Origin of the sequence: Stackebrandtia sp., assembly GCF_035643755.1 — a bacterium.
In the GTDB taxonomy this organism is placed as follows: Bacteria; Actinomycetota; Actinomycetes; order Mycobacteriales; family Micromonosporaceae; genus Stackebrandtia.
Genome location: NZ_DASQPW010000309.1, coordinates 1 through 24,031 on the forward strand (window position 1 = coordinate 1; position 24,031 = coordinate 24,031).

The 24,031-nt window shown below is 70.5% G+C and carries 23 protein-coding genes and 2 pseudogenes; 12 read left to right on the forward strand and 13 right to left on the reverse strand.

Translation table 11 applies throughout. The annotated features are described in order from the left end of the window. On the reverse strand, positions 1-854 hold an 854-nt coding region (locus tag VE172_RS24210; RefSeq protein WP_414715151.1), incomplete at its 3' end, for a protein kinase domain-containing protein. 93 nt (positions 855-947) lie between these two features. Beyond that, entirely contained in the window at positions 948-1,460 is a 513-nt protein-coding gene (locus VE172_RS24215; protein ID WP_324804581.1) for a helix-turn-helix domain-containing protein, read from the reverse strand. A 56-nt stretch (positions 1,461-1,516) separates the two neighbouring features. On the opposite strand from VE172_RS24215, the gene VE172_RS24220 reads away from it, so the two are divergent. Continuing rightward, complete coding sequence (locus VE172_RS24220) at positions 1,517-2,407, forward strand: S41 family peptidase (RefSeq protein WP_324804582.1); 891 nt, start codon at positions 1,517-1,519, stop codon at positions 2,405-2,407. Here VE172_RS24220 and VE172_RS24225 read toward each other — a convergent pair. Together VE172_RS24225 and VE172_RS24230 are read right to left on the reverse strand one after the other, a co-directional pair. After that, positions 2,404-2,868 (reverse strand): ribose-5-phosphate isomerase, encoded by a 465-nt coding sequence (locus VE172_RS24225; RefSeq protein ID WP_324804583.1) that lies wholly within the window; start codon positions 2,866-2,868, stop codon positions 2,404-2,406. The two genes, VE172_RS24220 and VE172_RS24225, sit on opposite strands and share 4 nt — an antisense overlap. A gap of 5 nt (positions 2,869-2,873) precedes the next feature. After that, a complete protein-coding gene (locus VE172_RS24230; RefSeq protein WP_324804584.1) occupies positions 2,874-4,070 on the reverse strand; it encodes a DUF1015 family protein in 1,197 nt (398 codons plus the stop codon). Between the two features lie 109 nt (positions 4,071-4,179). Between VE172_RS24230 and pepN (VE172_RS24235) the strand changes: the two genes are divergently transcribed. The 3 genes from pepN (VE172_RS24235) to VE172_RS24245 all read left to right on the forward strand — a co-directional run bounded on the left by pepN (VE172_RS24235) (position 4,180) and on the right by VE172_RS24245 (position 9,925). Next, the gene (gene pepN / locus VE172_RS24235; protein WP_324804585.1) at positions 4,180-6,717 is read left to right on the forward strand and encodes an aminopeptidase N; all 2,538 of its coding nucleotides are present in this window, start codon (positions 4,180-4,182) and stop codon (positions 6,715-6,717) included. A 93-nt stretch (positions 6,718-6,810) separates the two neighbouring features. Beyond that, entirely contained in the window at positions 6,811-9,324 is a 2,514-nt protein-coding gene (gene pepN, locus VE172_RS24240; RefSeq protein WP_324804586.1) for an aminopeptidase N, read from the forward strand. Between the two features lie 67 nt (positions 9,325-9,391). Next, the gene (locus VE172_RS24245; protein ID WP_324804587.1) at positions 9,392-9,925 is read left to right on the forward strand and encodes a DUF1697 domain-containing protein; all 534 of its coding nucleotides are present in this window, start codon (positions 9,392-9,394) and stop codon (positions 9,923-9,925) included. Between the two features lie 4 nt (positions 9,926-9,929). Here VE172_RS24245 and VE172_RS24250 read toward each other — a convergent pair whose 3' ends face one another. Both VE172_RS24250 and VE172_RS24255 read right to left on the reverse strand, forming a co-directional pair. Continuing rightward, positions 9,930-11,069 (reverse strand): SGNH/GDSL hydrolase family protein, encoded by a 1,140-nt coding sequence (locus VE172_RS24250; RefSeq protein ID WP_324804588.1) that lies wholly within the window; start codon positions 11,067-11,069, stop codon positions 9,930-9,932. Positions 11,070-11,105: 36 nt separating this feature from the next. After that, the gene (locus tag VE172_RS24255; protein ID WP_349258531.1) at positions 11,106-12,257 is read right to left on the reverse strand and encodes an MFS transporter; all 1,152 of its coding nucleotides are present in this window, start codon (positions 12,255-12,257) and stop codon (positions 11,106-11,108) included. Between the two features lie 154 nt (positions 12,258-12,411). Between VE172_RS24255 and VE172_RS24260 the strand changes: the two genes are divergently transcribed. Then, positions 12,412-13,023 carry a TetR/AcrR family transcriptional regulator gene (locus VE172_RS24260; RefSeq protein ID WP_324804590.1) on the forward strand — a complete coding sequence of 204 codons (612 nt, stop codon included), beginning with the start codon at positions 12,412-12,414 and terminating at the stop codon, positions 13,021-13,023. A 106-nt stretch (positions 13,024-13,129) separates the two neighbouring features. Further along, positions 13,130-13,468 carry a hypothetical protein gene (locus VE172_RS24265; protein ID WP_324804591.1) on the forward strand — a complete coding sequence of 113 codons (339 nt, stop codon included), beginning with the start codon at positions 13,130-13,132 and terminating at the stop codon, positions 13,466-13,468. Here the strand turns inward: VE172_RS24265 and VE172_RS24270 are convergent. Genes VE172_RS24270 through VE172_RS24280 form a run of 3 tightly spaced genes read right to left on the reverse strand, consistent with a single transcriptional unit; the run spans position 13,465 to position 15,026 of the window. Next, positions 13,465-13,812, reverse strand: a complete 348-nt coding sequence (locus tag VE172_RS24270; RefSeq protein ID WP_324804592.1) for a histidine triad nucleotide-binding protein — start codon at positions 13,810-13,812, stop codon at positions 13,465-13,467. The two genes, VE172_RS24265 and VE172_RS24270, sit on opposite strands and share 4 nt — an antisense overlap. An 18-nt stretch (positions 13,813-13,830) precedes the next feature. Beyond that, entirely contained in the window at positions 13,831-14,202 is a 372-nt protein-coding gene (locus VE172_RS24275; RefSeq protein ID WP_324804593.1) for a VOC family protein, read from the reverse strand. Between the two features lie 29 nt (positions 14,203-14,231). Next, positions 14,232-15,026, reverse strand: coding sequence for an S-methyl-5'-thioadenosine phosphorylase (locus VE172_RS24280; RefSeq protein WP_324804594.1), 795 nt, complete (start codon positions 15,024-15,026; stop codon positions 14,232-14,234). A 103-nt stretch (positions 15,027-15,129) separates the two neighbouring features. On the opposite strand from VE172_RS24280, the gene VE172_RS24285 reads away from it, so the two are divergent. From VE172_RS24285 to VE172_RS24300, 4 genes are read left to right on the forward strand one after another with little or no spacing between them, the layout of a single operon-like run. Further along, positions 15,130-16,176: an NAD-dependent epimerase/dehydratase family protein gene (locus VE172_RS24285; protein WP_324804595.1), complete on the forward strand. Its 1,047-nt coding sequence runs from the start codon at positions 15,130-15,132 to the stop codon at positions 16,174-16,176. A 36-nt stretch (positions 16,177-16,212) separates the two neighbouring features. After that, positions 16,213-16,878: a glycosyltransferase family 2 protein gene (locus tag VE172_RS24290; RefSeq protein WP_324804596.1), complete on the forward strand. Its 666-nt coding sequence runs from the start codon at positions 16,213-16,215 to the stop codon at positions 16,876-16,878. Continuing rightward, positions 16,875-17,507, forward strand: coding sequence for a TIGR04282 family arsenosugar biosynthesis glycosyltransferase (locus tag VE172_RS24295; RefSeq protein ID WP_324804597.1), 633 nt, complete (start codon positions 16,875-16,877; stop codon positions 17,505-17,507). The genes VE172_RS24290 and VE172_RS24295 overlap by 4 nt, the downstream gene beginning before the upstream one ends. After that, positions 17,504-18,187: a class I SAM-dependent methyltransferase gene (locus VE172_RS24300; protein WP_324804598.1), complete on the forward strand. Its 684-nt coding sequence runs from the start codon at positions 17,504-17,506 to the stop codon at positions 18,185-18,187. The genes VE172_RS24295 and VE172_RS24300 overlap by 4 nt, the downstream gene beginning before the upstream one ends. Before the next feature lie 6 nt (positions 18,188-18,193). Here VE172_RS24300 and meaB read toward each other — a convergent pair. Together meaB and VE172_RS24310 are read right to left on the reverse strand one after the other, a co-directional pair. Further along, positions 18,194-19,156 (reverse strand): annotated as a pseudogene (gene meaB / locus VE172_RS24305) (methylmalonyl Co-A mutase-associated GTPase MeaB); the annotation flags it as partial. Further along, the gene (locus VE172_RS24310; protein WP_324804599.1) at positions 19,108-20,304 is read right to left on the reverse strand and encodes an acetyl-CoA C-acetyltransferase; all 1,197 of its coding nucleotides are present in this window, start codon (positions 20,302-20,304) and stop codon (positions 19,108-19,110) included. The gene VE172_RS24310 and the pseudogene meaB, both read right to left, overlap by 49 nt. Before the next feature lie 49 nt (positions 20,305-20,353). On the opposite strand from VE172_RS24310, the gene mce reads away from it, so the two are divergent. Then, positions 20,354-20,782 (forward strand): methylmalonyl-CoA epimerase, encoded by a 429-nt coding sequence (gene mce, locus VE172_RS24315; RefSeq protein WP_324804600.1) that lies wholly within the window; start codon positions 20,354-20,356, stop codon positions 20,780-20,782. 1 nt (position 20,783) lies between these two features. Here mce and VE172_RS24320 read toward each other — a convergent pair whose 3' ends face one another. Continuing rightward, positions 20,784-21,971, reverse strand: a complete 1,188-nt coding sequence (locus tag VE172_RS24320) for a cytochrome P450 (RefSeq protein WP_324804601.1) — start codon at positions 21,969-21,971, stop codon at positions 20,784-20,786. A 236-nt stretch (positions 21,972-22,207) separates the two neighbouring features. On the opposite strand from VE172_RS24320, the gene VE172_RS24325 reads away from it, so the two are divergent. After that, positions 22,208-23,161 (forward strand): L-histidine N(alpha)-methyltransferase, encoded by a 954-nt coding sequence (locus VE172_RS24325; protein WP_324804602.1) that lies wholly within the window; start codon positions 22,208-22,210, stop codon positions 23,159-23,161. Positions 23,162-23,182: 21 nt separating this feature from the next. On the opposite strand, the pseudogene VE172_RS24330 reads toward VE172_RS24325, so the two are convergent. Further along, positions 23,183-24,031, reverse strand: a pseudogene (locus tag VE172_RS24330) (hypothetical protein); the annotation flags it as partial.

A 24,031-nucleotide genomic window follows, 5' to 3' on the forward strand; every position in this document is an offset into this window, starting at 1 on the left:
CGGTCGCGGGGCTCGTCCGACAGCGGGGCCAGCAGGTGCTCGCGCAGCCGGGCGTCGGCGTCGACCGTGGGGTGGCGGCGCAGCTGGGACCAGCCGGAGGCGTCGGAGGAGTGGCCCTGCGGGGAGTCGCTGCGGGGCTGCACGCCCGTGACCAGGAAGAACGCCACCGAGCCGAAGCCGTGCACGTCGTAGGACGCGCCGACCCGGCCGCCGCGGGCCTCGGGGCCGGCGTTTTCCGGGGTGAAGGAGATGGTGGTGAGGTGGGACGGCGAGGAGTAGCGGGCGCCGGTGAAGTCGATGACCCGGGCCTCGCCCGAGGGCAGGATGATCACATTGGACGGTTTGATGTCCATGTGGAGGCTCGGGTGGATCTCCGGGGAGTTGGGGCGGTGCATGGCGTTGAGCACGCCGGCCAGCACCCGCAGCACGGCGACCGCGTCGATCGGGAGGCGCTGCCGGTCGGGCAGCAGCTGGCGCAGGTCGAGGCCCGGCAGGTACTCCAGCACCTGGTACGGCACCGGGTTGGGGCCGGGCTGGGTGCCCGGGCGGTGCGGGGGCGGGCCGTAGAAGGCGTCGATGCGGCGGCAGATGCCGTTGATGCCGCGCCCGCCGAGGTCCATCAGGACGGCGTCGCCCTTGTCCCAGGAGCGGAACTGCGCGGCGATCTCGCGGTCGGCGGAGGGACGGAACACCTTCACCGTGACCGGCGCGGACGACACTCCCCCCGATTGCCGAACCGCCTTGTACACGTCCGCCTGCCCGCCCGAACCCAGTCGTTCGACCAGTCGGAAGCTCTGGGTGGATTCGGGCAGCGGATCTGCCGGACCGCACACCAGGTCCAGTTTCTCCGCCATCGGTTCTCCCTTGCCGTCGGATTGAGGTTCCAAGGTTAGCCCTCGGCGACGCGGCGGGAATCCCCAATAAATGTCACGCTGAAGCGGCGGAGGTTATTCGTCCTTCGTGGACCGCTCCTGGTACATGCCGATCAGCAGCCCGTAGCGCTGGTCGGATGGGTCGGCGTTGACGAGGTCGCCGCTCAGCTCGGTGAGGGCGTCGCGCAGCCGCCGCGCCTGGGCGGGGGTGAGGCGGACGTGCCGCAGGAGCAGCAGCGGGTCGGCGTCGGAGGCCATCACCTCGTGGGCGAATCCCTGGAGCATGGCCGCCAGGGGCTCGGGTGCCTTGGGGGCGATGTCGAGGCGCGCGGCGGAGCGGCGGTAGTACTGCTCGGTGCCTCCGCGCACCTTGCGGGTTTCGATCACGGCGACCATCCCGGCGTCGCGCAGCACCTTCAGGTGGTGGGAGACCGTGCCCTTGGCGAGGTCGAGCCGGGCGGCGAGCTGGCTGATGGTGGCGGGCTCGCCCAGCACGAACAGCAGCCGTTGCCGCACAGGGTGCCCCATGGCCTTGAACTGCGCGGGGGCGGAGATGTCCATGCTGGTTTCCGAGAACGGGCGCGACACGAGATAAGTGTCTAATTTTCTTGACGCTTTGTCAATTCGATGCTTTGATGGCCGCCATGGACGCCACCGAACTCATCCCCGAAATCGCCCGCGAAGTCGCCGGGCGGTACGTGTTTCCCGACGTCGGGGCCCGGATCGCGCGGGTGCTCACGTCGCGGCTGGCCGCGGGCGCGTACGACGCCGCCGACACCCCACAGGCCCTGGACGCGTTGGTGACCGCGGATCTCCAATCCGTCAACGACGACAAGCACCTGCGGCTGAAGTATCACTCCGAACCCGTGCCCGACCTGCCCAGCGAGGAAATGGTCACGGCCATGATGACCCGGCAGGCGGCCTCCACCACCGACGGCGTGCGCCGCGTCGAACGACTGGACGGCAACGTCGCCCTGCTGGCGTTCGAACCGCTGCTGTATCCCCCGGCGATCGCGGGCGACTCCATCGTCGCCGCGCTCCAGCTCGTCGCCAAGGCCGACGCGCTCGTCATCGACCTGCGGGCGGTCCGCGGCGGCGACCCGTCCACCGTGGCGCTGATCTGCAGCTACCTCGTCGACGGCGAACCCGTGCACCTGATGAACTTCTACGAACGCGAGTCCGACAGCACCCAGCAGTCCTGGACGCTGCCGTACGTCCCCGGTCCCCGCTTCGGCGGCACCAAGCCGATCCGCGTGCTGACCGGCGGCGACACCTTCTCCGGGGGCGAGGAGCTGGCCTACGACCTTCAGCACCTCGGACGCGCCACCGTGGTCGGCGAGCGCACCAAGGGCGGGGCGCATCCCCGCATGGGGCTGCGTGTGCACCCGCACCTGGAGTTGACGCTCCCGGTGGCCCGCTCCGCCAATCCGAAGAACGGCGAGAACTGGGAGGGCGTCGGCGTGATCCCGGACATCGAGGCCCCCGCCGAACGCGCCCTGGAGGTCGCCCTGTCCACACTCGAGCCGGTGGGCTAGAGCCTGGGCAGCGTGTGGTCCTTCTCGTACGCGGAGAGCTGGTCGATGCGGCGCTGGTGGCGGTCGGCGGCGGAGAACGGCGTGGCGAGGAACTCGTCGGCCATCGCGATCGCCTCGTCCACTGTGTGCATTCGGGCGCCCAGGGACAGCACGTTGGCGTTGTTGTGTTGCCGCGCCAGGTGGGCGATCTCGGGCTTCCACGCCAGGGCCGCGCGCACGCCCGGCACCTTGTTGGCCGCGATCTGCTCGCCGTTGCCCGAGCCGCCCAGCACGATGCCGAGGCTGTCGGGGTCGGCCACCACCCGCGCGGCGGTGTTGAGACAGTACGGCGGGTAGTCGTCCTCGGCGTCGTAGGCGCGCGGCCCGACGTCCACCACGTCGTGCCCGGCGGCCTTGAGGTGATCCGCCAGCGCGTTCTTGAGCTCGTATCCGGCGTGGTCGCTGCCGATGTATACCCGCATGGGCCTCATCCTCGCAGGTCCGCCAGCACCAGCCCGGCACGGGCCTTGGGCGTGAACCAGGTGGATTTGCGCGGCAGCTTCAGGCGCGCCAGGTTGACGGCGATGAAGTCGTCCACCGTGACCGGCGCGATGAGGACGGCCAGGTCCGCGGCGCCCGCGTCGACCTGTTCGGCCAGCCAGGACGGCGGGTAGTCGCCGCCGACGTAGGTGATGCGCTTGTCGCCGGCGTCCATGCCGAGCACGTCGTTGAACAGGACGTGTTCCACCCGGGCGTGGTCGAGTCGGTCCACGATGGAGCCGGAGATGTCGGGTAGGCCGACGGCGTGGACGGCGCCGTCGACATAGAGGTGGACCGTGCCCGACTCGGGCGTGGACAGTGGACCGTCCACGGTGGTCACCGTGGCCCGCTTGGCGCGCAGGGCGTCCAGCAGCTCGGCGCCCGACAGCGGCGGGTCGGCGACCAGGCGGTGGTACGGGTCGATGGTGACCGAATCGGGCGTGGTGACCACGGCGAGGAAGCGCGGCAGCTCGCCCACCTGCGCGGCCAGCGAGCGGTGGTTGCCGTCGGCGACGATCAGCTCGCCGCCGCCGGCCAGCTCCAACAACCGGCCCTGGGTGGCGCCCGGCGCGATCGGCCACACCGCGTGGGTGCGCCCGGCCTCGTCGACGTCGGACACCGCGGGCTCGCCGGAGCAGGCGGCGGCCAGCGCGGCCTGCAGGTCGTCGGGGTTGTCGCTTTGCACCAAGAGCACCGGCGACATCAGGTGCCGGGTGGCGTTGTTGAGCGCGGCCCGCTGCCTCACCTTCTCGATGAAGACGTCCTCGTTGCGGATCACCCGCCCCGGCTCGTCGGCGGAGGTGGAGATCTCGTCGGTGTCGACCATGCAGAACAGGCCGTAGGCGACGCCGCCGCGGGAGTCGGTGATGCGGTAGGCGACCGCGACGTCCTTGGCCGGGGCGAAGCGCCCCGCGTCCTCCAGCGCCTGGAGCCGCTCGGCGGCGGCGGGCAGGCACTGCTCGAAGCTCAGCCCGGCCGCGCGGGCCTCCGGGGTGCGGTCGGGCATCTCCACGGCCAGCATCGAGGTCGGATTCGCCTCGATGATGCGGGTGATCTTGGACTCATCGGCGAACTCGTCGTAGTTCTGCGCGCCGGTGGACCCGGTCGACAGCCACGCGAGATCGATGGTGTGTGCAGCAGTCACGGAATTAGAGGTTAGTCATCGCCAAATGGGATACCGCCGAGGACACCAGGGAGATCGCCCATGCCACACTCACCCACAGGACACCATTCGACGAAGAGGGAGTCGCAGCGTGGCGGAGACCCACATCCTTACTCAGACGGACGCGGCCGAACGCGCGCGATTGCTGCGCGTCGACTCTTATGACGTCTCACTGGATCTGACGACGGGTGACAAGACGTTCGTCTCCCGGTCCCGAGTGCGCTTCGGTTGTTCCGAGCCCGGGGCCACCACGTTCATCGAGATCGCCGCGGAGTCGATCTCCGAGGCGACGCTGAACGGCGAGCCGGTGGACACCTCGGGTTACACCGCCCGCGACGGCCTCAAGCTGCCCGGCCTAGCCGCCGACAACGACCTGGTGGTCACGGCGGTGTGCCGCTACTCCTCCAGCGGCCAGGGGCTGCACCGGATGTCCGACCCGGTGGACGGCGAGTCCTATCTGTACAGCCAGTTCGAGGTGTCCGACGCCCAGCAGATGTACGCCTGCTTCGACCAGCCGGATCTCAAGGCGCGCTTCACCCTGACGGTGACGATGCCCGAGCACTGGACGGCCGTGTCCAACATGCCCCCGGCCGACACCGCCGTCGACGCGGGCGCCAAGACCGTCCGCTTCGAGCAGGCGCCGCCGATGAGCACGTACATCACGGCGCTGTGCGCCGGGCCGTACCACTCGGAGGCCACCGTCCACGATGGCATCACACTGGGGCTGTTCTGCCGCCAGTCGATGAAGCAGTACATGGATGCCGAGGGCGTCTTCGAGATCACCCGCCAGGGCTTCGACCACTTCCACTCCAACTTCGGGGTGCGGTACCCGCTTCCCAAGTACGACCAGGTCTTCGCGCCCGAATACAACATGGGCGCGATGGAGAACTTCGGCTGCATCACCATCGCCGAGCAGGCCTACCTGTTCCGCTCCCAGGTCACCGACTTCGAGCTGGAGCAGCGCGCCAACGTCATCCTGCACGAGATGGCGCACATGTGGTTCGGCGACCTGGTGACGATGCGCTGGTGGGATGACTTGTGGCTCAACGAGTCCTTCGCCGAGTGGGCCTCGCACTGGGCCAATGTGGATGCCACCCGCTTCTCGGGCGCCTGGACGACGTTCCTGGCGATCCGCAAGAACTGGGGTTACCGCCAGGACCAGCTGCCCACCACCCACCCGGTGTACACCAAGATGCCCGACGTGGAGGCCGTGGCCACCAACTTCGACGGCATCACCTATGCCAAGGGCGCCAGCATTCTCAAGCAGCTGGTGGCCTATGTGGGCATCGAGCCCTTCAAGGAGGGGCTGAAGCAGTACTTCGCCAAGCACCAGTGGGGCAACGCCACCTTCGACGAGCTGCTGTCCAGTCTGGAGGCCTCGTCGGGGCGGCAGCTGCGCGAGTTCGCCAACACCTGGCTGGAGAGCGCGGGGGTGTCGACGCTGCGTCCGGAGCTGTCGGTGGACGCCAACGGCGACTACACCGCCGCGGCCATCCTGCAGGAGGTTCCCGCCGAGCACCCGACGCTGCGCACCCACCGCATCGGCCTGGGCCTGTACGACCTGGTCGACGGCGGCCTGGTGCGCCGCGAGAGCGTCGAGCTGGACGTCAGCGGCGAGCGCACCGAGGTGCCGCAGCTGGTCGGCAAGCGGCGCCCGGATGTGTTGCTGCTCAACGACGACGACCTCACCTACTGCAAGGCGCGCTTCGACCCGAACTCGATGTCCACGGTGGTGGAACACATCGCGGCGTTCGACGCGTCCCTGCCGCGGGCGCTGTCGTGGGCGGCGGCCTGGGACATGCTGCGCGACGCCGAGCTGCCCGCCCGTGACTTCGTTCGCCTGGCGGTCAAGGGTTTGCCGCACGAGACCGACATCAACATGGCCACCATGATCGCGCGGCAGCTGGGCACGGCCCTGCACTACGCCGACGAGTCCGTCGTGGACGGTCTTCGCGACGACGTCGCCGCCATGGCGTACCGGGTGATGACCGACGCCGAGGCCGGTGGCGACATGCAGCGCAACTGGGCCAAGTCCTTCGCGGGCTTCGCCCGGTCGGACGCCGACGTGGCGCGGTTGCGCGGCTGGCTGGAGGGCGCCGACGTCCCCAAGGGTCTGGCCATTGACACGGACATGCGCTGGAACCTGCTGCGCTGCCTGGCGGCGCTGGGCGCCGTCGAGGAGTCCGCCGTGGACGCCGAGCTGGAGCGCGACGCCACCGCCGACGGTGAGCGGCTGGCGCTGATCGTGCGCGCCTCGTTCCCGACCGCCGAGGCCAAGCGGCGGGCGTGGGAGCGGATCACGCGCGACGTCGAGCTGGCCAACTACGCGCGGCGCTCCCTGATGCTGGGCTTCTACCACTCCGACCAGGTGGAATTGGTGCGCGAGTATGTGGACCGCTTCCTCGAGGTGGTGTCGTCCATGTGGGAGCGGCTGTCGGCGCAGGAGGCCATCGAGTTCACCGAGTTCGGGTTCCCGCGCATCGTCATCGACCAGTCCGTTGTGGATAAGATCGACGCGTGGCTGGAGGACGTTCCCTCCGACGCGGCGATGCGCCGCGGCATCGTGGAGGCGCGAGACGACATCGCCCGCGCGCTGCGTGCCCGCGAGTGCGACCGCCGCGCCGCCTGATCGGCGGGCGCACCAAGGCTTTCAGGGCGTCGGCCTCGCGCGGTTTCGCGCGGGGTCGGCGCCCTGAGGTTCGTTGACACCGAGAGGACTGCCATGGCCGTTACCCACAATCTCACGCGCGACGAGGCGGCGCGGCGGTCGCGCCTGCTGCGCGTGGAGTCCTATCGGGTGTGGCTCGACCTGACCGGCGGCGAGACGTTTACCTCCATCACCGAGGTGCGGTTCTCCTGCGCCGAACCGGATGCCTCCACCGTCGTCGAGATCGCGGCCGAGCGGATCGTGTCGGCGACGTTGAACGGCGACGCCCTGGACGCCTCCGGGTTCTCCCCCGCCGACGGACTGGCGGTGCCCGGACTGGCCGCCGACAACGTCCTGCGGATCGAGGCGGAGTGCGCTTTCGGTCGCGACGGCGAGGGGCTGCATCGCCTCACCGACCCCGCCGATGGCCAGTCCTATCTGTACACACATTTCGAGGCGAACAACGCCCAGAAGATGTTCGCCTGCTTCGATCAACCGGACCTGAAGGCGGACTTCGACCTGCGGGTGCGGGTTCCCGCGGCTTGGCGGGTGGTGTCGAACATGCCGGCGGCCGAGTCGACCGTCGACGGCGAGTTCGCCGAGGTCCGCTTCGACACGCTGCCGCGCACCAGCACCTACCTGACGGCGCTGTGCGCGGGACCGTTGCATCGGGTCACCGAGACCCACGACGGCATCGAGCTCGGGATGTACTGCCGCGAGTCCATGAGGGACCACCTGGACGCCGACGCGGTGTTCGCGGTGACCCGTCAACTGCTGGACCACTATCACCGCCACTTCGGGGTGCGGTACCCGCTGCCGAAGTACGACCAGGTCGCGATGCCCGAGTACAACGCGGGCGCCACCGAGAACTTCGGCTGCGTGGTCTTCAACGAGAACCTGTTCGTGTTCCGTTCGCGGCCTTCGGAGACCGCATTGGAGCGCCGCGCCTACGTGATGGCGCACGAGATGGCGCACATGTGGTTCGGCGACCTCGTCACTCCACGATGGTGGGACGAGACCTGGCTGAAGGAGTCGTTCGCGTCCTGGGCGGGGCTGTGGGCGCTCGCCGAGTCCACCGCGTTTACCGACGCGTGGACGAGCTTCGCCATCGGCGAGAAGGTGCACGGCTATCTCAGCGACCGCCTGTCCACCACCCACCCGATCCGCGTCGACGCCCCCGACGTCAAGATCGGGCGGTCCAATTTCGACGCCATCACGTACTGCAAGGGCGCCGGCGTCCTCAAGCAACTCGTGGCCCTGGTGGGCATCGAGGCGTTCTGTCGCGGACTGCGCGCGTACTTCGACAAGCACCAGTGGGGCGTGGCGACCTTCGACGACCTGCGCGCCGCCCTGGAGACCGCGTCGGGGAGGGACCTGTCGGCGTGGTCGGGGCAGTGGCTGGATACCAGCGGCTACAACACCATCCGGCCCGAACTGTCCGTTTCGGACGGCGTCATCTCCTCGTTCGTGGTCCGGCAGGACGCCGCGGTGGGCGACGAGGTGCGGCGCGACCACCGCATCGCGATCGGCCTGTACGACCTGGACGGCACCGTGCTGCGGCAGCGGGAGCGCGTCGAGGTCGACGTCGTCGGCGACGCCACCGAGGTCGCGGCGCTGGCGGGGCGACCGCGGCCCGACCTGTTGCTGCTCAACGACGACGATCTGTCCTATGTAGGCATCGACCTCGATCCCGTGTCCCTGGCGACATCGCGTGAACACCTCGCGGGCCTGGAGACGCCGCTGGCGCGGGCGCTGTGCTGGTCGGCGGCGTGGTCCCAGACCACCGAGACCGGCACCGTTTCGGCGTCGGCGTTCGTGTCCATGTTGGGCGCCGCCATGCCCGCCGAGCGCCACCCCGCCGTCACGGGCCTGCTGGACCAGCTGGTCCCGACGATCCTGCTGCCCCGGTACTTCACGCCGGCGGATCTCACCAACGCCCTCGGCGTCCTGGCCGCCGCGAGCCTGCGCGGGCTGGACGGCTCGGAAGCGGGGGGCGGCGCGCAACGCTCCTGGGCCAAGCGTTTCATCGCCTTCGCCCGCACCGACGACGACACCCAGCGGGTGCGGGGCTGGCTGAACGGCCGCGACGTCCCGAACGGGCTCGCCGTCGACGAGGACCTGCGCTGGATGATGCTGCGAAGCCTGGCGGCCTCGGGGGTCGCGACGTCCAAGGAGATCGCCGCGCAGCTGGCGCGCGACGACACCATGAGCGGGCAGAAGCACGCGCTGAGCGCGCGCGCCTCCCGACCCGACGCCGCGTCCAAACAGGAATCGTGGAGCTGGCTGACGAACCCCAACCTGTCGAACTCCGACCAGTCCGCGATCCTGTCGGGTTTCCTCGGCCTCGGGCAGGACAGGGCGCTGCGGCCGTACGTCGAGCCGATGCTCGACCTGCTCGGCGTGCTGTGGGAGCACGGCAGCCACGACCGCGCCGCCATGCTCGCGTCCGCCACCTCCCGGCTCCCCACCAACGTCACCACGCTTGCGGCCCTTGAGGAGTGGCTGTCGGAGGCCAAGCGCCCGCCGGTGTTGCGGCGGCTGGTCACCGAGGCCCGCGACGGCATCGCGCTGGCGCTGCGGGTGCGATAGCCGACCGCGGCGTCGTCGCGCTCGGCTAGTCTGGCCGCGACATCGCCGCGTTCGAAGGGGCACGCCAATGACCAGGTACGTCGCGCTGCTGCGCGGCATCAACGTGGGCGGGCACAACAAGGTGCCGATGGCCGAGCTGCGCGCCCTGTTCGCCGAGCTCGGCCACGCCGGCGCCCGCAGCTACATCCAGTCGGGCAACGTGGTCTTCGACGCCGACGAGGCGCCCGAACCGTTGCGCGCCAAGCTGGAGGCCGCGGTCGCCGAGCGATTCGACGTCGCGAACCCGATCATGCTGCGCGACCGCGGCGAGCTGGAGGCGATCGTCGCCGCCAACCCGTTCGCGGGCCGCGACCTCGACCCGAAAAAGGTCACGGTGTCGTTCCTGTCGGGGGCGTTGAGCGGGGGCGAGGACCTGGCGGTTCCCGAGGGCATGGTCGAGGAGATCGTCGCCGCGCGACGGGAGTTGTACGTCTATTACCCCGACGGCCTGGGGCGGACCAGACTGGACAGCGCGTTCTTCGCCAGGAGGCTGCGCGGCGCCTCGGCGACCGTCCGCAACTGGCGGACGGTCGAGAAGCTGCGCGACATGATGGGCGAGTGACGCCTCACAGGATCCCGGGGTCGATCGCGGCGGCCAGCGCCGCGTAGCCGAGATCGTTGGGGTGCTTGTGGTCCCCGGAGTCGAAGCGCGGGTGCAGCGCCTCCGGGTCGCCGGGATCGGCCAGGGCGGCGTGGAGGTCGACGACCGCGTCGAACGCGCCGCCGGTGCGGATCCAGGCGTTGAGGCGGCGGATCTTCTCGGCCGACGCGGCGTTGTAGTACTCGGCGCCCTTCATGGGAAGCAGGGTGGCGCCGACCGCCCGGACCCCCTTGGCCCTGGCGCGGGCGGCCAGCTCGCGGACGCCGTCGATCAGCCGCTCCACCGCCACGTCGGCGTTCGGCTTGTAGGTGGGCAGGTCGACCTCGCTGAAACCGATGTCGTTGAGGCCCGCGAAGAGGATCACCGTGGACACGCCCGACTTGGCGAGCACGTCCCGGTCGAATCGACGCAGCGCCGACTCGCCGAACCACCGGGAGTCGTTGAGCACCAGGTTCCCGCCGATGCCCGCGTTCAGGACCGGGCGGGGCCGCCCGAGTGCGGTGAGGCGCTCGGCGAGGCGGTCGGGGTAGCGGCGGTTGGCGTCGTATGTGGAGCCGAAGCCGTCGGTGATCGAGTCGCCGAAGGCCGCCACCGCCCCCGCGGCCGGGACCCCGCCGGAGACCTCGATGTCCGACAGGTAGTACCAGGAGTGGGTGGTCTCGGTGAACTCGTCAGAGCCGCCGCCGGCGCGACAGCTGCTGGCGTATGCCTGGGCGTGGAAGGTGGACGGCCCGGTGACCTCGGGCAGGTGGATGGTCACCACCACCGCGTCGAACGGGGCCAGCGCGAGGTCGGCGCGGTCGCTGGCCGCGACGCCGCCCGCCGCGATCTTCGCGGCCCCGGCGGCGTCGAACGTCAAGGGCCGCAGGGTTTCCGCCTCGATCGTGCCGTCCGGTCGCGCGCGGGCGATGGACGCCGCGCCGATGAGCAGTGGGGTGCGGCCGTACTCGTTGGAGAGGGTCACGCGCGCGGCCCGACCGCCCGCGGTCACCCTGACGGTTTGTCGGATCGTGTGGTTGTGAAAGCCCTCCAGCGACCAGTTGGGTTCGAAGCCCTCGCTGGGGCGCTGAGGGGAGGCGGTCCAGGCCGTGGTCCAGGTGCGCATGGCGATGTGTCCTTTTCGGAGTCGAGATGGTCGTGGCTATCGGGAGGCGCGGCGGTCCAGGGCCCCGGAGAGCAGGGCGACGCCGAGCGCGGCGGCGGCGAGCGCCGCCCCGATGCCGTTGGGGGCGGTGTAGCCGAGCCCGCCGTCGATGGCCAGGCCACCGAGCCACGAGGCCACGGCGATGCCGACGTTGAAGGCCGAGATGTTGGACGCCGAGGCCAGCGCGGGCGCGCCGTCGGCCTTGGCGAGCACCCGCATCTGAACGGCGGGAACGAAGGCGAACCCGGTGACGCCGACCAGCGCGAGGGTGGCGACGGCCGGGACGGTGGCGTGCGCGGTGAACACGAAGGCGAACAGCACCACCGCCAGTGCGCCGAGCGCGCCGTACATGGTGGGCATCGTGGCGCGGTCGGCGAGCCTGCCACCGGCCAGGTTTCCGGCGAACATGCCGGCGCCGAAGACCACGAGCAGCCACGGGACGGCGCCGTCCGGCAGGCCGGTGACCCTGGTCAGCATGGGTTCCAGGAAGGTGAAGGACGCGAAGACGGCGCCGAATCCCAGCGCGGTGATGGTCAGCGCCAGCCAGACCTGGCCGCGCCGGAACATCGACAGCTCGCCGCGCAGGCCGCCGCCGGGTTCGAGCCGCTGGCGGGGCACGAGCGCGGACACGGCGGTCAGGGCGACGGCACCCACGACGGTCACCGCCCAGAAGGTGGAGCGCCAGCCGAACTGCTGGCCCAGCGCGGTGCCCAGCGGCACCCCGGCGACGTTGGCGACGGTGAGGCCGGTGAACATCAGGGCGATGGCGCTGCCCCTTCGATTGGGGGCCACCAGGTCGGAGGCCACCACCGAGCCGATGCCGAAGAACGCGCCGTGGGTCAGGGCCGACACGACGCGCCCGGCCAACAGCACCGGATAGTTGGGCGCCAGGGCCGCCAGCAGGTTTCCGGCGATGAACAGCCCCATGAGGAGCATCAGCATGGTCTTGCGGGGGACCCGGGAGCCGGCGGCGGTCATCAGCGGCGCGCCGATGGCGACGCTGGCGGCGTATCCGGAGACCAGCAGCCCGGCGGTGGGTATCGACACGTCGAGGTCGTCACTGATCACGCCGAGCAGGCCGACGATGACGAACTCGGTCAGCCCGATGCCGAACGCGCCGAGCGCCAGGGCGAGCAGGGCGACGGGCATCCGCCGTTGGGCGGCGACCGGTGCGGGGGCGGTGCGCGTGAGACTTGACATCCGAGGTCGTCCTTTCGATCCCTACTAAAGGGAAAAGTTTTCCGTTAGTCTGGGCAAGACGCTAGCACGGCGTGCGCGATTAACGAAACAGGAGTTCCATTAGATGTCCGTCACTGCCGAACCGGGAACCCAACGCCCCGGGGGCCGCACCGCCCGGGTGCGCGCCGCCGTCCTGGACGCCACCCGGGACGAGCTGGTGGAACGCGGCTTTCACGACCTGAACCTGGAGGCGGTGGCCCGGCGCGCCAACGTCGGCAAGACCACCGTCTACCGACGCTGGGGCGGCGCCGCCGGTCTGGTCGCCGACCTGCTCGCCGACCTGGACGCGCAGTCGACCGTCCTGCCCGACACCGGCGACATCGCCGAGAACATGGCGGCACAGGCCGCCTCGGTGCTCAACGCGCTCACCGACGCCCGGCTGGGCCGCACCTTCAAGGCGGTGATCGCGGCGGCGACCTGCGACGAACGCACCGCCAGGGCGCTGCACGACTTCCACGCCAGCCGCATCGCCGCATGGGCCGCGATCTACGACCGCGCCGTCGAACGCGGCGAGCTGCCCGACGGCACGGACACCTCCGAACTGGTGCGCGCCGTGGCGGCGCCCCTCTACTACCGGTTCACGGTGATCCAGGAACCCATCGACTCCCGATCCGCGCGGCGCGCGGTCGACGCGGCGCTGGCGGCGGCGCGGGCGGGGGCGTTCGCGCGGCGTTGACGCCCCCGGCGCCGCCCGAGCGCGTATGCGGTATTTATGCGGGCCGGTGTGCGAGGAGATACCTATCGTGAGCCCGAATCCCATGGCGACAACGAGGAAGGTTCACATGTTCAAGGGCAAGAAGGCGATGCGCCGCATCGTTTTGGCCGGGGTCACCGCGGCCGCGCTGATCGTCGGTGGCGTCGCCGCCGCCGACGCGTCCGCGGACGAGGCGGGCGCCAAGTCCAACTACTGCAACGGGATCGGGCACGGCAAGACCACGGCGTGGGCGACCTGCCACGGCAGCGGCTACCAGGCGCGGTTGTGGTACTGGTGCAAGAAGTCCCTTGTGGGCAGTTCCTGGGTCCACGAACACACCGGCTGGAAGACCGTGAACGGAACCACCAAGCTCGTCGGCGAATGCACCTTCGCCGTCGATGATCCGGTCAGCCTGGAGTACCGCTAGACGGCCAGCATGGGGCCCAAGGGCTTGCCGCCCAATAGATGCAGGTGGACGTGGAAGACCTCCTGCCCGCCGTGGGCTCCGGTGTTGAACATCAGGCGGTAACCGTCGTCGGCGATGCCCTCGGCGGCGGCGACCCGGCCCGCCGCCGCCAGCAGCTCCCCGGCCAGCGCGGGGTCCGCGGCGGCCAGCTCGGCGGCGTCGGCGTAGTGCCGCTTCGGGATCAGCTGCACGTGGACGGGCGCCTTGGGGTTGATGTCGCGAAAGGCCAGCACGCGGTCGTCCTCGGCCACCTTTGTGGACGGAATCTCCCCGGCGACGATGCGGCAGAACAGGCAGTCGGTCATGGCGACATGGTACGGGTGTTACCAGGACACCAGGCAAAACGGATGGCCCACGGGGTCGGCGCAGACGCGGAAGCGCTCGCCGCCGCCGTCCAGGCGCGCGCCCCCGATCGACAGCACCCGCGCCTCGGCGGCGTCGAGGTCGTCCACCCGCACCTCGAAGTGCATCTGCTGCGGCCGGGCGGGGTCGGGCCAGCGCGGCGCTCGGAAGTCGTCCACGCGTTGGAAGGCGACGCCGGGGCGGTCGGCGGCGTCGCCGATGACGATGAACCCGTCGTCCTGCTGGACGCGGATCATGCCCAGGAGCCGCTGGTAGAACGCCGCGAGGGCATCGGGGTCCGGGCAGTCGACGGTGAGACCGTGCCACTGGCCGATCTTGTCCTCGGAGGTCATCGCAACAGTGTGCCGCACGGTTGCGACACTCACACCGCCGCCGGGGCCAGCGACGCGCAGTCGCAGGCGCGCGGGATCGGCAGCCGGGCCACCAGGCGGGCCACCACCGCGCGCAGCTTGTCCACATTCGCCTTGAAGGCCGCGAAGACCTCCTCCTGGGTGACGCCCTCGCCGGTCTCGAAGCCCGCGTCCATGTCCGTGACCAGGCACAACGGCGTGTAACACAGGCCGAGCTCGCGGGCCAGGCCCACCTCGGGGCAGGCAGTCATTCCCACGATCGTCCCGCCGCCGGCGGCGTACCACCGGGACTCGGCGCGGGTGTTGAAGCGCGGGCCCTGGATCACCACCTGGGTGCCGCCGTCCACCGCCGGCCACGCGGCGGCCGCCTCCAGGGCGCGGGCGCGGCCGTCGGCGCAGTACGGGTCGGCCATGGACGCGTGCGCCACCTCGGGGCCGTCGAAATACGTCGATTCGCGGCCCCAGGTGCGGTCGACGAGCTGGTCGGGCACCACCAGACTGCCCGCGGGCACCTCCGGACTGAGGCTGCCCACGGCGTTGACGCCGACGACGCTGCCGACGCCGAGCGTCTTCAGCGCCCACAGGTTGGCGCGGTAGTTGACGCCGTGCGGCGGCAGGTCGTGGCCGCGGCCGTGGCGCGGCAGGAACGCCACCGAGCGGTCGCCCAGGGTTCCGACGGTGACGGCGTCGCTGGGCGCGCCGTAGGGGGTGTCGACGGTGACGCTGGCGGCGTCGTCGAACAGCGAGTAGAAGCCGGAGCCGCCGATGACGCCGATGGGCGCGGACGGCGCGGAGTCGTCGTTCATGCCGCAAACGATACGAGAAGACCCGCGCGGCGGCGGACGAAGATTCCTTACGGATTCGTGACAGCGGCAGTTTCGCCCGGTCAGCACGCCTAGGTTTCGGGTTATGCGAGTACTCATCACCGGCGGGGCCGGGTTCATCGGCTCCCACATCGTCGCCGCCTTCCGCGCGGCCGGGCACGACGTGATCATCATGGACATTCAACGTCCGCGGCCCACGGACGACGGGGAGTTCGTCCTGGCCGACGTGCGCGACCGCGCCGCCGTGGACGCGGCGCTGCGCGGCGTCGACCTGGTGTGCCACCAGGCCGCCAAGGTCGGGCTGGGCAACGGCTTCGGCGACGCCACGGATTACGTCAGCCGCAACGACTTCGGCACCTCGGTGCTGTTGGCGGCGATGGCCGACCGCGGCGTCCGGCGGCTGGTGCTGGCGGGGTCCATGGTGGTGTACGGCGAGGGCTCCTACCGCTGCGCGACCCACGGCACCGTGCGGCCGGGCCCGCGCCGGACCTCCGATCTGGACGCCGGGCGCTTTGAGCCGCCGTGTCCACAATGCGGGGCCGCCCTGGAGCCCGGTCTGGTCACCGAGGACGCGCCGATCGATCCGCGCAATGTCTACGCCACCACCAAGATCACGCAGGAGTACCTGGCGTCGAGCTGGGCGCGTTCGACGGCGGGGCGCGCGGTCGCGCTGCGATACCACAATGTGTACGGACCCGGGATGCCCCGCGACACCCCGTACGCCGGTGTCGCGTCGTTCTTCCGTTCGGCCCTGGAGCGCGACGCCGCGCCGCGGGTCTTCGAGGACGGGCGGCAGCGGCGCGACTTCGTCCACGTCGACGACATCGCCGCGGCCAACCTCGCCTGCGCCGAGGCGCTGGGCGGCGCGGCCGACGGCGGCCTGCGCGCCTACAACGTGGCCAGCGGGCAGCCGCACACCATCGGCGAGATGGCGGCGGTGCTGGCCAGGGCGTACGGCGGGCCCGACCCCGTCGTCACGGGCGAGTACCGGCTCGGCGACGTCCGCCACGTCACGGCCTCGATCGCGCGCATCACCGCCGAGCTCGGGTGGAGGCCGCGCGTCGCATTCGACGACGGTATCTCCGCCTTCGCGCACGCTCCACTGCGGACGACCGCCGTCACGGTTTCGTAAGTTCTTCGGGCCCGATTCGTTTCTAAGGTGCTTGTCATGTCAAAGACCTCAACCGCGCTGGTGGATCTGGTGCTGCCGTGCCTCGACGAGGCGGAGGCGCTGCCTTGGGTGTTGTCCCGCGTCCCCGAGGGGGTGCGGCCCATCGTGGTGGACAACGGTTCCACCGACGACTCCGCCGGCGTCGCCGCCGAGCTGGGCGCCACCGTGGTCACCGAGTACCGCAAGGGTTTCGGCGCCGCCTGCCACGCGGGGCTGTCGGCCGCCACCGCCGAGATCGTGTGCTTTTGCGACTGCGACGCCTCGATGGATCCGGCCCTGCTGCATCGGGTGATCGATCCCGTCGCCGGTGGCCGCGCCGACCTGATGCTGGGCCGCCGCCGGCCCACCGTGCGCGGCGCCTGGCCGCTGCACGCCCGCGTCGGCAACTGGGCGCTGTCGCGGATGTTGCGCGGCCGCACCGGCGTGGTGCTGGGCGACCTGGGGCCGATGCGGGCCGCCCGCCGTCAGTCCCTGTTGGACCTGAACCTCACCGACCGGCGCTCGGGCTACCCGCTGCAGATGGTGGTGGCCGCCGCCGACGCCGGTTGGCGCGTCGACGAGGTGGACATCCCCTACCTCCCGCGCACGGGCAAATCCAAGGTGACCGGGACCTGGCTGGGGACCTGGCACGCGGTGCGCGACATGCGGGCGGTGCTGCGGTGAACACCACGGTGCTCGTCATCGCCAAGGAGCCGCTGCCCGGGCGGGTCAAGACCCGGCTGTCGCCCGCCTACACGCCCGAACAGGCCGCGCGGCTGGCGCGCGCCGCCCTCGTCGACACCCTGGATGTGGTGCGCCGCAGCAACACCGCGCGCCGCGTCCTGGTCCTGGAGGGTCGGCGCGGCGACTGGGTCCCCGACGGTTTCGAGGTGATCGGCCAGCGCGGCGACGGCCTGGACGAGCGCCTCGCCAACGCCTTCGCCGCCGTCGACGGCCCCTGCCTTCTGATCGGAATGGACACTCCTCAGGTGACGGTCGATCTGCTGGCGCCCGCGCTGGGCGAGGGCGCCTGGGCCGCCCACGACGCCTGGTTCGGTCCCGCGGCCGACGGCGGGTTCTGGGCCCTGGGCTTCCGCGATCCCCGCCCCGACCTGCTGCGCGGCGTCCCGATGTCGCGCGACGACACCGGCGCCATCCAGTACGGCCGCCTGCTCGACGCGGGCCTCGTCATCGGCCGCCTCCCCCTGCTGCGCGATGTGGACACCCCCTCCGACGTCGCCGAGGTCGCGGCCCTGGCCCCGCACGGCAGCTTCGCCCGTACCGCCCACCGACTCGGGAGCGTGACCCGTTGACCACACTGGAATTGAGCGCCGACTCCGACGTCCACTGTCCGCCCGCGGCCTGGCGCGCCGACGCCTACTCCGCGGCGATGCGCACCGGCCGCGGGCCCCTGTTCCTGCGCCGCGACGACGGCTGGCTGCTGCCGTTGGAGGTGGAGCGCTGGTGCGCCCGCGCTGACGCCACCGACAACGACGTCCTGAGCCGCTGCCCGGACAGCGTCATCGACATCGGTTGCGGGCCAGGAAGAATCGTCGCCGCACTGCGCGGCCGCCCGCACCGCGCGCTGGGCGTCGACCTCAACCCCGCCGCCGTGGACCGCACCCGCCGACGCGGCGCCGAGGCGCTGTGCGCGTCGGTGTTCGACCCCCTGCCCGACGAGGGCGCCTGGTCGACCGCGCTGCTGCTGGACGGCAACATCGGCATCGGCGGCGACCCCGGTCTGCTGTTGAAGCGCATGGCGCAGGTGCTGCGGCCCAAGGGAAACCTGATCGTCGAGGTGTGTCCCACCGATGTGGACGAACGCGTCGTGGTCGCGTTCACCGACGGACGCGGCGTCACGGGCACCGCCTTCGACTGGGCGCGGGTGGGGTCGCGGGCCCTGCGCCGCTTGGCATCCCCGTGCGGCTGGGCCCCGGTCGAGGACTGGACCCACGGCCGCAGGCGGTTCGTGCGCCTGGCGTCGGCGTCCTAAGCCGCCCAGCACCTCGTCGGCCGCCGCGTACGGGTCCAGCTCGCCCGCCGCCACTCGCTTCGCCAGCTCCTCGGTCACCTGATGGCGGGAGGCCAAGGCGCCCAACACGATCGCCGAGACCTCGGCGCGGGCGCGGGTGGCGCGGCGGCGTTGGAGCTCGCCGTGCTCGTCGAGCCATTGGTGGTGCTTTTCGATGGCGGTGACGACCTCGTCGATGCCCTCGGTGCGGTGGGCGACGGTCTTGATGATGGGCTGGCGCCACTCGTGGGGCTCGCGGGTGATCAGGGACATCATGGCGCGGATGTCGCGGAAGGTGGCGTCGGCTCCCTCGCGGTCGGACTTGTTGATGACGAAGACGTCGGCGACCTCGAGGATGCCCGCCTTGACCGCCTGGATGCCGTCGCCCATGCCCGGCGCCAGCAGGACCAGGGTGGTGTCGGCGAGGCCGGCGATCGCCACCTCGGCCTGACCGACGCCGACGGTCTCGATGAGGATGACGTCGAAGCCCGCGCCGTCCAGCACCCGGACCACCTGCGGGGTGGCGGCGGTCAGGCCGCCGAGGTGCCCGCGCGAGGACATCGATCGGATGTAGACGCCGGGGTCGGTGGCGTGCTCCTGCATCCGCACCCGGTCGCCCAGGATGGCGCCGCCCGTGAAGGGGCTCGACGGGTCGACCGCCAGCACCGCCACCCGCTTGCCCTCGGCGCGGAAGGCCGCGACCAGGGCCGTGGTGGTGGTGGACTTGCCGACGCCCGGGGAGCCCGTCAGTCCGACCACCTGGGCGGCGCCGGTGCGGGGCGCGAACGCCGCCGCCACGTCGCGCACCTCGGGGCCGCCGTTTTCCACGGCGGTGATGAGTCGTCCCAGCGCCCGCGCGTCGCCGTCGGCGGCGCGACGCGCGAGCGCGTCGATGTCCTGGCTCAAGACACCCTCAGCAGCAACGCGTCGCCCTGGCCACCGCCGCCGCACAGCGCCGCTGCGCCCAGCCCGCCGCCGCGCTGCTTGAGCTCGAGGGCGAGGGTGAGGGCGAGGCGGGCGCCCGAGGCGCCGATGGGGTGGCCCAGCGCGATGGCGCCGCCGTTGGGGTTGACGATCTCGGACGACACGCCGAGGTCCTTTGTCGACTGAATGCCGACGGCGGCGAACGCCTCGTTGATCTCCACCACCGACAGGTCGCTCACCGCGTCGCCCGACTTCGCCAGCGCGGCGCGGATGGCGTTGGAGGGCTGGGAATGCAGGGACGTGTCGGGCCCGGCGACCATGCCGTGGGCGCCGATCTCGGCGAGGTACTCCAGGCCCAGTTCGCGGGCCTTGGCCTTGCTCATCACGACCACGGCGGCGGCGCCGTCGGAGATCGGCGAGGAGTTGCCCGCGGTGATGGTGCCGTCGGCGGTGAACGACGGGCGCAGCCTCGACAGCACCTCGACGCTGGTGTCGGCGCGCACGCCCTCGTCGGCGCCCACCTCGACCGGGTCGCCCTTGCGCTGCGGGATCGACACCGGCGCGATCTCGGCGTCGAAGCGGCCGTTCTTCTGGGCGGCGGCGGCCCGCGCGTGGCTCTCGGCGGCGAAGGCGTCCTGCTCGGCGCGGCCGATGCCCAGGCGGGTGTTGTGGTTCTCGGTGGACTCGCCCATCGGGATGTGCTCGTAGGCGTCGGTGAGCCCGTCCAGCGCCATGTGGTCGGCCATCGTCACGTCGCCGTACTTGTATCCCTTGCGCTGCCCGGAGAGCAGGTGCGGCGCCAGGGTCATCGACTCCATGCCGCCGGCCACCATGATCTCGAACTCGCCCGCGCGGATCATCTGCGCGGCAAGCGAGATCGCGTTCAGGCCCGACAGGCAGACCTTGTTGACGTTCAGGGACGGCACGGTCAGCGGGATGCCCGCGCCGAAGGCGGCCTGCCGCGCCGGGTTCTGCCCGGCCCCGGCCTGCAGCACCTGACCCATGATCACGTACTCCACGGCCTCGGGCGCCACCCCGGCGCGCCCCAGCGCCGCCGCGATCGCGTGTGAGCCCAGCTTGGTGCCGGGGATCCCGCCCAGCGCGCCGAGCAGCTTGCCGTTGGGGGTGCGGGCACCCGCCACCAACACGGCGGTGGTGCGGTCGTCGCCTGCCATGATCGGCCTCCGTTTCGATTTCTCAGCTCCTTAAGCAAGACTAAGGGGCATGACCGAGTTGAGGCCCGTGGGGCTGCGCAAGATTGATCACGTCGGCATCGCCGTGCCCGATCTCGCCGAGGCGGTGAAGTTCTACGAGGAGGTGCTGGGCGGGCACTGCGTCCACGTCGAGGACAACGCCGAGCAGGGGGTGCGCGAGGCGATGATCGCCGTCGGCGACGCGTCCACCAAGGTGCAGCTGCTGGCGCCGCTGACACCCGAGTCCACCATCGCGAAGTTCCTGGACAGGAAGGGACCGGGCCTGCAACAGCTCGCCTTCACGGTCTACGACATCGACAAGGCGTGCGCGTCCCTGCGCGCCCGGGGCCTGCGCCTGTTGTTCGACGAGCCCAAGCGCGGCACCGCCGACTCGCGGGTGAACTTCGTCCATCCCAAGGACGCCGGCGGCGTGCTGGTCGAGTTGGTGGAACCGGCCTAGTTCACCAGGTGACGGGGAGCTTCTCCACTCCGTACACGATGGACAGTTCGCGGAACTTCAGCTCGTCGAAGTCGACCGCCAGGCGGAGCTTTTCGAAGCGGCGCAGCAGGGCCGGGTAGGCGATCTGGAGCTCGATGCGGCCCAGCTCGGCGCCGACGCAGCGGTGCATGCCGTAGCCGAAGGCCACGTGGGGCGGCATGTTGCGTATCGGGTTGACGGTCTCGGCGTCCTCGCCGAAGGCGGAGTCGCGGTTGGCGCCCGACAGCGACACCAGCACCACCTCGCCGGCGGCGATCTTCTGGCCGCAGGGCAGCATGACGTCCTTCATGGCGAAGCGCGGGAACGCCACCTGCACCACGCTGAGGTAGCGCAGCAGCTCGTCCACGACCTCGTTCACCGTGTCGCCCTGGCGAACCAGGTCGCCGTGCTCCTCATTGGTCATCAGGTGCAGAGCGCCGAGCGCCAGCATGCTGGCGGTGGTCTCGTGGCCGCCGATCAGGATGCCGTCGGCCAGGCCGGTGAGCTCGGAGTCGGAGATGTTGTCGCCGTGCTCGCGCACCAGCATGCCCAGCAGATTGTCGCCGGGGTCGGTGCGCTGCTGGGCAACGAGCGCGCCCAGGTAGTCCAGGGTTTCCTGCACGGCGTTCAGGCAGCCCTCGATGTCGCCCAGGAAGTCGAAGCGCGATTCCGACAGGCGCTGGAACGCGGCGCGGTCGGGGTAGGGCACCCCGAGCAGCTCGCTGATCACCAGGGACGGGATCGGCACCGCGAACAGGTCGACGAGGTCGGCGCCGGGACCGGCGGCCTCGATGGCGTTGAGCCGGTCGGCCACGATCTCCTCGATGCGCGGGATGAGGCGGCGCAGGCGGCGCATGGTGAACTCGGGTGTGAGCATGCGGCGCAGCCGGGTGTGGTCGGGCGGGTCGGTGAAGCCGAGGCCGCCCGGGTTGAGCTGCTTGAGGAAGTCGAGGTCGTCGTCGCTGGTGAGGTTCTTGAAGTCGTTGCTGAAGGAATCGGAGTCGCCCAGCACGGCCTTGGAGTCGGCGTAGCCGGCCACGAGCCACAGCGGCGGGCCGATCGGGTACTGGATGCGGCTGGCGGGTTGCTCGGCGCGGCGACGTGCGAGTTCGGGCACGGGATCCAGCCCGTCCCGCTGGAACTGCACCAGGGTGAAGGGTTCGTCGGACATCGATACTTCCTCATCTGTTCACTGCGCCGGGCGGGCCGCCACAGCGTATTAGCCCCCACGACAACCCTGCCAGACGGTACCTCCGCGACCCCCCGCGACGGCCAAGTTCGCCGTTCGCGCCACATTTCAATGCCGCATTATGTCCAAAAGGGGACTTTCCATCCTCGGCTGTATTCGATATCGTCACACAACGTTGACCCGCAAATCTCACGCCGACGGATCCGGAGGCGCGCCAAGTGAAGCCATATATTTTCGTCCACTGTGATCAGTCCGACTACTCGGCCTCGTTGCGCGCCGACGCCCGCACCGGCCTCACCGGCTTCCCGCCCTGGCTGCCGTCGCGGTGGTGCTTCGACGGCCACGGGCGCCACCTCTTCGACTTCCTCGCCGAGGCGCCGGGCGCGCACGTGTGGGACGCCGAGGCCATCGCCCTGTCCGAGTACGCCGCGGCGATCGCCGCGGCCACCGCCGCCCGCCAGCTGGTCTACCTGGGTCCGCTGTCGCGCTGGAGACTGGATTCCTTGGCCGACAAGATGTTCGGCAGCGGACGCCTCGACGGCGTCGCGGTGTGCGACTGCCCCAACGGCGACAACGCCGACCTGGAATCGCCGATCCCGGCGTCGGTGCCGCGGGTGGAGCGCCATCACCTGGTGTCCGACCTGCCCGGCGCGGTCCCGCCGCTTCCCGGCACGCGGCGGCTCATCGTGTGCCCCACGGTGACCTTCGCCACCGTGGACTCCCGCGACCGCCACCGCCTGCTCACCGGGCTGCGCAAGCGCTGCGCCATCGGCGACACCCTCCTGGTGGGCGCGCCGCTGCCCCGGGTGCCCGCCGGTCAGCGCGGCTTCTACGCCGACGCCGAGCGCTTCAACAAGAACGTCCTCAACGTCGTCAACCACACCCTGGACTCGGACGTCTCGGAGGAGGCCTTCGACCACGCCGTCGGCTATCACGAACGCCACGACCGGCTCGAGCTGCGGCTGCGGGCCCGCACCGACGTCCGCGTCGAGCTGCGCACCCTGGGTTTTCACATCGACCTGGCGGGCGGGCAGCCGCTGCGCACCTTCATCCTGTGCGGGCTGAGCCCCGAGCGGGTGGCCGCGGAGCTGCGCGAGGCGGGCTTCTCCGTGCGGAAGCGCTGGGGCGCATCGGACGACATGGTCGGGCTGTATCTCGCCGACGCCGTGTAGGACCGATGTGGATGGTGGGGCTCAGGGTTTGTGGTTCTTGTAGAGAGACTTAATGGTCCCGGTGTCGTCGCCGTCCAAGTTTATCTGCCCGTAGATCTTTGGGTATCTGTTGTCCCAATAGTACAAAAACATTCTTTTGTTCGGGCCCACCTTGCCCGCCAAGAGAACGTGGCCAGCGCTGTCGTCGCCGACCTCCTCAACAAGATGGATGCCGGAACTCGGTTTACGAAATTCATCTCTGGCATGCTTAAGGTCCATACCAGACTTGTCCAGATTGTGGAGCCGTAGATCATTGTCCTCACTGTCTGGATTGTCAAGCATGCACCTGAAATCGTGTATGTCTCCCATATCGTCCTCACACTCGGAGACGTCGTTGTACCAGGCGGATGCGAATCCTTTCAGCTGGCCGGCGGGAAAGAGGTCTTCGTTGTCCTTCAGGTCATATTCTACCTCCGTTGAGTCCCCTGTAGACTCTGCTGCGGACGAGGCTGGCGTCGACTTTGACGACTGCGATTGGTTGTGCGAAGCATTCGTTGGTTGGTTATGGGCACCCGAATTCACTAGCCATACGACGAAGGCGCCCAGCACTACGACCACCAGTGCCCCGATCCACACGAACCGTCGTGAGAACAGTTTCTCGTCGTACATCGCCGGTGCGGGTGGTTTATAGCCATCTGCCGATTCCGAGTGCTGTATCGGGGGCGGTGTCAGGTCTGGTGGTGGTGTCGTCGGGTCGGGGGTGGGTGTGGGTGGTGGTGTCAGGTCTGGTGGTGTGAACGGGGAGCTCACCTCGACGGGTATCGGGGGCGGTGGGGTCAGGGGCGGGGTGTGGGGCGGGGTGTGGGTGCTGGGGGTGGCGCCTTGGGCGAC

Coding starts and splice junctions, on each gene's coding strand:
- VE172_RS24220 (WP_324804582.1), top strand. CDS start 1,517: ATGGACGCCACCGAACTCATCCCCGAAATCGCCCGCGAAGTCGCCGGG.
- VE172_RS24225 (WP_324804583.1), bottom strand. CDS start 2,868: ATGCGGGTATACATCGGCAGCGACCACGCCGGATACGAGCTCAAGAAC.
- pepN (WP_324804586.1), top strand. CDS start 6,811: ATGGCCGTTACCCACAATCTCACGCGCGACGAGGCGGCGCGGCGGTCG.
- VE172_RS24245 (WP_324804587.1), top strand. CDS start 9,392: ATGACCAGGTACGTCGCGCTGCTGCGCGGCATCAACGTGGGCGGGCAC.
- VE172_RS24250 (WP_324804588.1), bottom strand. CDS start 11,069: ATGCGCACCTGGACCACGGCCTGGACCGCCTCCCCTCAGCGCCCCAGC.
- VE172_RS24255 (WP_349258531.1), bottom strand. CDS start 12,257: ATGCCCGTCGCCCTGCTCGCCCTGGCGCTCGGCGCGTTCGGCATCGGG.
- VE172_RS24260 (WP_324804590.1), top strand. CDS start 12,412: ATGTCCGTCACTGCCGAACCGGGAACCCAACGCCCCGGGGGCCGCACC.
- VE172_RS24265 (WP_324804591.1), top strand. CDS start 13,130: ATGTTCAAGGGCAAGAAGGCGATGCGCCGCATCGTTTTGGCCGGGGTC.
- VE172_RS24270 (WP_324804592.1), bottom strand. CDS start 13,812: ATGACCGACTGCCTGTTCTGCCGCATCGTCGCCGGGGAGATTCCGTCC.
- VE172_RS24275 (WP_324804593.1), bottom strand. CDS start 14,202: ATGACCTCCGAGGACAAGATCGGCCAGTGGCACGGTCTCACCGTCGAC.
- VE172_RS24280 (WP_324804594.1), bottom strand. CDS start 15,026: ATGAACGACGACTCCGCGCCGTCCGCGCCCATCGGCGTCATCGGCGGC.
- VE172_RS24285 (WP_324804595.1), top strand. CDS start 15,130: ATGCGAGTACTCATCACCGGCGGGGCCGGGTTCATCGGCTCCCACATC.
- VE172_RS24290 (WP_324804596.1), top strand. CDS start 16,213: ATGTCAAAGACCTCAACCGCGCTGGTGGATCTGGTGCTGCCGTGCCTC.
- VE172_RS24310 (WP_324804599.1), bottom strand. CDS start 20,304: ATGGCAGGCGACGACCGCACCACCGCCGTGTTGGTGGCGGGTGCCCGC.
- mce (WP_324804600.1), top strand. CDS start 20,354: ATGACCGAGTTGAGGCCCGTGGGGCTGCGCAAGATTGATCACGTCGGC.
- VE172_RS24320 (WP_324804601.1), bottom strand. CDS start 21,971: ATGTCCGACGAACCCTTCACCCTGGTGCAGTTCCAGCGGGACGGGCTG.